The sequence below is a fragment of the Mycobacterium palustre genome (assembly GCF_002101785.1).
GTDB classification, from domain to species: Bacteria; Actinomycetota; Actinomycetes; order Mycobacteriales; family Mycobacteriaceae; genus Mycobacterium; species Mycobacterium palustre.
This window is the reverse complement of sequence record NZ_LQPJ01000079.1, coordinates 23,774-29,964: the sequence shown is the minus strand read 5'-3', so window position 1 is coordinate 29,964 and position 6,191 is coordinate 23,774. Positions and strand designations below refer to the sequence as shown.

The window sequence follows — 6,191 nt, the reverse complement described above, 5'->3', positions numbered from 1 at the left end:
ACACTCAACGCCGCCACAGCGCACTCAGCGGCCTACCACCCATCAGCCGCCTGTAACCAACGTTATGGCCGGGTACACCTAGACGCTGAACCGGCAGTCGCCCATGTCAGCGTTCATCCGCACCGTTCGCGATCCGATGTGACGGTCTCACGCCAAGACGCCGACGATGAGGATGATCGTGGCCGCGATCGTCGCGGGCGCCAGCGAAACCAGCAAAAAGTTGACCACACCTTCCTTGGCGGCCGATGCCACGTGAACGCCCGCCGCGCCCGGCGCGAACTGACGACCGGCGCCCCAGATCGCTGCGAGTTGCGTTGCCAACCAGTTCGCGTACGCGCCATAGGCCAGCAGGGCCACCGTCGCGACCTGCCAAACCTGAGCCAGATGAAGATGTGGCCATAGCAGGCCGATGACGATGAGGAACGGACCGTTCGTCATGCCCTGGAGGTGACTGGCCAGCCCCATCCGCGGGTTCTTCACGGCCCGGGTCGCCAGCCCGGTCAGGAGACCGAGCAGAAAGAGGATCAGACCCAGAGCAAGCAGGAGCGTCTGCATTGTCGGATCTTAGGCAACCATGCCCTCGTGGGCTCTAATCGTTGTTGCGCTAAACGTCTATCCGTGGCGGAACTCGACGACGTCGCCGTCGGCCATCACGTAGTCCTTGCCTTCCATCCGGACCTTGCCGGCCGCCTTGGCCGCGGCCATCGAGCCGGCGGCGATCAGGTCGTCATAGGACACGATCTCGGCCTTGATGAAGCGCTTTTCGAAGTCGCTGTGGATCACCCCGGCGGCCTTGGGCGCGGTGTCGCCCTGGTGAATCACCCACGCGCGCGCCTCTTTTGGCCCCGCGGTCAGAAAGGTCTGCAACTTGAGCGTGTGGAAGCCGGCCCGGGCCAAGGAGTCGAGCCCGCGCTCGGTCTGCCCGATCGACTCGAGCAGCTCGGCCGCCGACTCATCGTCGAGCTCGACCAACTCCGATTCGATGGCCGCGTCCAGGAACACCGCGTCGGCCGGCGCGACGAGCTCCCGCAGGGAGGCCACCCGCGCGGGGTCGGTCAGCACCGCCTCGTCGGCGTTGAAGACGTACAGGAACGGTTTGGCGGTCAGCAGGTTCAGCTCCCGCAGCAGCGAGACGTCGGCGCCCGCGGCGAACAGCGTGGTGCCGCCGTTCAGCGTCTCGGCAGCGGCCAGCGCCGCGTCGTGCACCGGTTTGCGCTCCTTGTGGGTGCGCGCCTCCTTTTCCAGCCGCGGCAGGGCGCGCTCGAGCGTTTGCAGGTCGGCGAGGATGAGCTCGGTGTCGACGACCTCGATGTCGGACTTGGGGTCCACTTCGCCGGCCACGTGCGTGACGTCGTCGTCGGAGAACACCCGGACCACCTGGCAGATGGCGTCGCATTCGCGGATGTGAGCCAGGAATTTGTTGCCGAGCCCGGCCCCCTCCGACGCGCCCTTGACCAGGCCGGCGATGTCGACGAAGGTCACCGGGGCCGGCACCACGCGTTCGGAACCGAAGAGTTCGGCCAGCCTGGCCAGCCGCGGGTCCGGCAGCGACACCACGCCCTCGTTCGGTTCGATCGTCGCGAACGGGTAATTCGCCGCCACCACGTCGTTTCGGGTCAGCGCGTTGAACAGCGTCGACTTGCCGACATTGGGCAGCCCCACGATTCCCAGGCTCAGGCTCACGGGGAGTCAAGTCTATGCCCAGCGCGCGCACCGCCGTTTCCTGCACGAACCCGTGGCGCGCCCGGCGGCCCCTAACAAGGTCTTTACGGGCCTTTGGGCGCATTTTCGGTACGGTCTACATGTGTCAGAACAGCGGGCGAGGTCGGCGGTCGAGGCTTCCCACGGTTCAGTCCACCCCAACATCCCAGGTGTGCCGTGGTGGGCGGCCGTGCTCATCGCGATCACGGCGACGGCCATCGGGTACGGGATCGACGCCGGCGGGGGTCACAAGGAGCTCACCCACGTCTTCGCGGGCCTCTATATCGCCGGCTGCGTGGCCGCGGTGCTGGCCGTGCGCCAGGACGGCGTGTTCACCGCGGTCATCCAGCCGCCGCTGATCCTGTTCTGCGCGGTGCCGGGCGCCTACTGGATGTTCCACGGGCGCAAGGTCGGCCACCTCAAGGACCTCCTGATCAACTGCGGCTACCCGCTGATCGAGCGTTTTCCCCTGATGCTCGGCACCGCCGGCGGCGTCCTGATGATCGGCTTGGCGCGGTGGTATTTCGGGACGTCGCACCGGACCAAGGCGGCCACCGAGGGCAACGACGCCGCGGCCGCGAAGTCGGGCTCGCTGTTGGGTGCCGTTGCGGGAAAACTGAATTCGCTTCTCCGCCTGACCGCGGGGGACCAGTCCGACGAGGCGCCCGCCGCCGAGCGGAAAAGGAGCCGCAGCTCCGGGCGTTCCGCGAATGCCGCCCCGAGGACCGGCCGGACGTCGCGCGCCGGTAGCTCCGCCTCGCCGGCCAGCCGCTCCCGCCACTCCCGACCGGCGCTCGACGACGAGCTGGAACCGTTGGCCGAGCGTCCGCGCCGCACCGGTCGCCGCGGCCAGGCGCCGCCCCGCGACTTCGACCCCGCCGACCGCGCCGCCGCGCCGCGCCGGCCGCGCCGCCGCCCGAGGCCCGACGACGACCCGGGCGCACGGTCCCAGCCGCGCGAGCCCCGCCGCGAACCGCGGCCCACCCGCCGCAACCCGTACGAATGGCCCTACGACGGGCCTTCCGATGGGCCTTCCTATGGGCCAACGCAGCGCGGCGGCCGCTTCGACGGATACGACCGCTACGAGCCGTACGAGCCGAGCTACGAGCCGCGGCGCCGCCGCGGCGCGCCGAGCGCGAACGGCACCGGCCCGACGCACCACCCGATCTCGCGGGTCCGCTACCGCGGCGAGGCCCCGCCGGACGAACCACGAGCGGAACCCCGGGCCGAGCGCCGCGGCCGGTCACGCCCGCCGCGGCCGCCGGCGGAGTCCTGGGAGTACGACGTCTAAGGCGGGGTCTAACGCGCCGAGCGGATTTCCCGGGGCAGCGCGAACACCAGGGTCTCCTGGGCCGTCGTCACGGGCTGCACCACGTCGAAGCCGCATTCGGCCAACCGCTCCAGCACGCCCCGCACCAACACCTCGGGGACGGACGCGCCGGAGGTGACACCGACCGTGGTGACACCCTCCAGCCACGCCGGGTCGATGTCGTCGGCCCAATCGACCAGGTGGGCGGCCGCGGCGCCGCCGCCCAGCGCCACCTCGACCAGCCGCACGGAGTTCGACGAGTTGCGTGACCCGACGACGATGACCAGCTCGCACTCGGGAGCCATCGCCTTGACCGCGACCTGCCGGTTCTGGGTGGCGTAGCAGATGTCGTCGCTGGGCGGGTCCTGCAGCTTGGGAAAGCGCCGCCGCAACCGCTCGACGATCTCCATCGTCTCGTCGACCGACAGCGTGGTCTGCGACAGCCAGACCACCTTGTTCTCGTCGCGCACCGTCACGTTGTCCACTGAGGCGACCCCGTCGACCAGCTGCACGTGCTCGGGCGCCTCGCCCGCGGTGCCGATGACCTCCTCGTGGCCCTCGTGCCCGATCAGCAGGATGTCGTAGTCGTCGCGCGCGAACCGCCTGGCCTCGTTGTGCACCTTGGTGACCAGCGGGCAGGTGGCGTCGATGGTGTGCAGGTTGCGCTCGGCGGCCGCGGCGTAGACGGTGGGCGCGACGCCGTGCGCGGAGAACACCACGATCGCCCCCTCGGGGACCTCGTCGGTCTCCTGCACGAACACCGCACCGGCCTTTTGCAGGGTGTCGACCACGTGGCGGTTGTGCACGATCTCGTGGCGCACGTAGACCGGCGCGCCGTGCCTTTCCAGGGCGCGCTCGACCGTCTCGACGGCCCGATCCACGCCCGCGCAGTAGCCCCGCGGCTCCGCCAGGAGCACTCTCTTGCGGGTTGGGTCTAGGGCTACCGATCTGGACGCGCCGGGAATCCCCATGTCGACGGTCGGCGGCATGCCATCCAGCGTACGTTTCGGCGCGCCGGAGGGCACATGGCGCGGGTGGCTTGGTACTCAGCCGCCGGTTGAGGCAGGCTGGGACGCATGGCTACTGCACCGTATGGAGTTCGGCTACTGGTCGGCGCGGCGACAGTCGCCGTCGAGGAGACGATGAGGCTGCCGAAGACGATCCTGATGTACCCGATGACCGTGGTCAGCACCGCGGCGCACCTCGTGATGCGTTTTCAGCAGAACCTGGCCGAGCTGGTGATCAAGGGCGACAGCACGCTGGAGTCGATTTTCCCGCCGAAGGACGAAAAGCCGGAGTGGGCGACGTTCGACGAGGACCTGCCCGACGACGCCGACGGGGCCCCCGCCGCGCTGGCCGACGGCGGCGACAGCGAACGCCGCGCCGAGGGCCGGTTCGCGCTGTACTCGGTCTCCGACGCCCCCGACGCCGCCGCTTCCCCGGCCAACCCGGCCCACCAGTCCAAGAAGTCCGGCCCGTCGGTGCCGCAACCGGAGGTGGCGGCCGAGCTTGACTACCCGAACCTGACGCTGGCCCAGCTGCGGGCGCGGCTGCAGTCGCTGAGCGTCGACGAGCTGGAGGCCCTGCTGGCCTACGAGCAGGCCACCAAGGCCCGCGCGCCGTTCCAGACGCTGCTTGCCAACAGGATCACCCGCGCGAACGCGAAGTGACCCGAGCGGCGAACTGCGAACCCAACTCCGCCGAGAACCCGTTTCCGGTGCGCGCGGTGGCGATCCGGGTCGCCGGCTGGATCGACAAGCTGGGCACCGTCTGGGTCGAGGGCCAGCTGGCGCAGGTGACGATGCGGCGCGACGCCAAGACGGTGTTCATGGTGCTGCGCGACCCGGCCGCAGACATGTCGCTGACCGTGACGTGTTCGCGCGACCTGGTGGCCAACGCGCCGATGAAGCTTTCCGAGGGCACCCAGGTGGTGGTGTGCGGCAAGCCCACCTTTTACACCGGGCGGGGCACATTTTCGTTGCGGCTCAGCGAGATTCGCGCGGTCGGCGTCGGCGAGCTGCTGGCCCGCATCGACCGGCTGCGCCGGCTGCTGGACGCAGAAGGGCTTTTCGACCCCCGGCTCAAACGGCCGATCCCGTTCCTGCCCAACATGATCGGGCTGATCACCGGCCGCGCCAGCGCCGCCGAACGCGACGTGACGACCGTGGCGAGCGGGCGCTGGCCGGCGGCGCGGTTCGCGGTGCGCAACACCGCCGTCCAGGGACCGAACGCGGTCGCGCAGATCGTCGAGGCGCTGCGCGAACTCGACCGCGACCCCGAGGTCGACGTCATCGTGCTGGCCCGCGGTGGCGGCAGCGTCGAGGACCTGCTGCCGTTCTCCGACGAGACGCTGTGCCGCGCCATCGCGGCGTGCCGCACGCCGGTGGTCAGCGCGGTCGGCCACGAACCCGACAACCCGCTGTGCGACCTGGTGGCCGACCTGCGCGCCGCCACCCCCACCGACGCGGCCAAGAAGGTGGTGCCCGACACCGCCGCCGAGCAGCGGCTGGTCGGCGAGCTGCGGCGGCGCAGCGCGCAGGCGCTGCGCAACTGGGTGTCCCGCGAGCAACGCGCGCTGGCCCAGCTGCGCAGCCGGCCGGTGCTGGCCGAGCCGCTTTCGGCCCTGACGGCCCGCGCCGACGAGGTGCACCGGGCGCGATCGGCGGTGCGCCGCGACATCCGGCGGCTCGTCGCCGCCGAGACCGACCGCATCGGCCACCTGGGCGCCCGCCTGGCCACGCTGGGGCCGGCGGCCACGCTGGCCCGCGGCTACGCGGTGGTGCAGACCGTGCCGAGCGCCGGGCCCGCGGCGGTGCTGCGGTCCGTGGATGACGCCCCGGCGGGCACCCGGCTCCGGGTCCGGGTCGCCGACGGCGCCGTCGCGGCCATCAGCGAGGGGCCGACAAATGGCGGCTAACGACGATTCGGCTATTCCCATTAGTCAGCTCGGCTACGAGGCTTGCCGGGATGAGCTGATCGAGGTGGTGCGGCTGCTCGAGCAGGGCGGCCTGGACCTCGACGCGTCGCTGAAGCTGTGGGAAAGGGGTGAACAGCTCGCAAAAAGATGCGAGGAGCACTTAGCTGGCGCCCGCAAGCGCATCGAGGAAGCACTGGCGGCCGGCCAGGCCGAGGAGGGCTGACCGGGGCCGGGTCAGGCCGCCCGATGGCCGCGCGACCTTAA

7 protein-coding genes are annotated in these 6,191 nt (G+C 70.6%); 4 read left to right on the top strand and 3 right to left on the bottom strand.

The genetic code is table 11. The features are described 5' to 3' along the window. Positions 1 to 147: 147 nt before the first annotated feature. On the bottom strand, positions 148 to 555 hold the full coding sequence (locus AWC19_RS08530; protein ID WP_085077626.1) for a hydrogenase: 408 nt from the start codon (positions 553 to 555) through the stop codon (positions 148 to 150). Positions 556 to 612: 57 nt separating this feature from the next. Then, positions 613 to 1,683, bottom strand: a complete 1,071-nt coding sequence (gene ychF / locus AWC19_RS08525) for a redox-regulated ATPase YchF (protein WP_085077625.1) — start codon at positions 1,681 to 1,683, stop codon at positions 613 to 615. A gap of 121 nt (positions 1,684 to 1,804) precedes the next feature. Between ychF and AWC19_RS08520 the strand changes: the two genes are divergently transcribed. Continuing rightward, entirely contained in the window at positions 1,805 to 2,992 is a 1,188-nt protein-coding gene (locus AWC19_RS08520) for a DUF6542 domain-containing protein (protein WP_211284883.1), read from the top strand. Between the two features lie 8 nt (positions 2,993 to 3,000). Here AWC19_RS08520 and AWC19_RS08515 read toward each other — a convergent pair whose 3' ends face one another. Next, a complete protein-coding gene (locus AWC19_RS08515; RefSeq protein ID WP_085077624.1) occupies positions 3,001 to 3,999 on the bottom strand; it encodes a 4-hydroxy-3-methylbut-2-enyl diphosphate reductase in 999 nt (332 codons plus the stop codon). 87 nt (positions 4,000 to 4,086) lie between these two features. Between AWC19_RS08515 and AWC19_RS08510 the strand changes: the two genes are divergently transcribed. Genes AWC19_RS08510 through AWC19_RS08500 form a run of 3 tightly spaced genes read left to right on the top strand, consistent with a single transcriptional unit; the run spans position 4,087 to position 6,150 of the window. Beyond that, positions 4,087 to 4,680: a lipid droplet-associated protein gene (locus tag AWC19_RS08510; protein WP_085077623.1), complete on the top strand. Its 594-nt coding sequence runs from the start codon at positions 4,087 to 4,089 to the stop codon at positions 4,678 to 4,680. Further along, the gene (xseA, locus tag AWC19_RS08505) at positions 4,677 to 5,927 is read left to right on the top strand and encodes an exodeoxyribonuclease VII large subunit (protein WP_085077622.1); all 1,251 of its coding nucleotides are present in this window, start codon (positions 4,677 to 4,679) and stop codon (positions 5,925 to 5,927) included. Before AWC19_RS08510 ends, xseA begins: the two co-directional genes overlap by 4 nt. Then, the gene (locus AWC19_RS08500) at positions 5,917 to 6,150 is read left to right on the top strand and encodes an exodeoxyribonuclease VII small subunit (protein ID WP_085077621.1); all 234 of its coding nucleotides are present in this window, start codon (positions 5,917 to 5,919) and stop codon (positions 6,148 to 6,150) included. Before xseA ends, AWC19_RS08500 begins: the two co-directional genes overlap by 11 nt. Positions 6,151 to 6,191 lie beyond the last annotated feature (41 nt).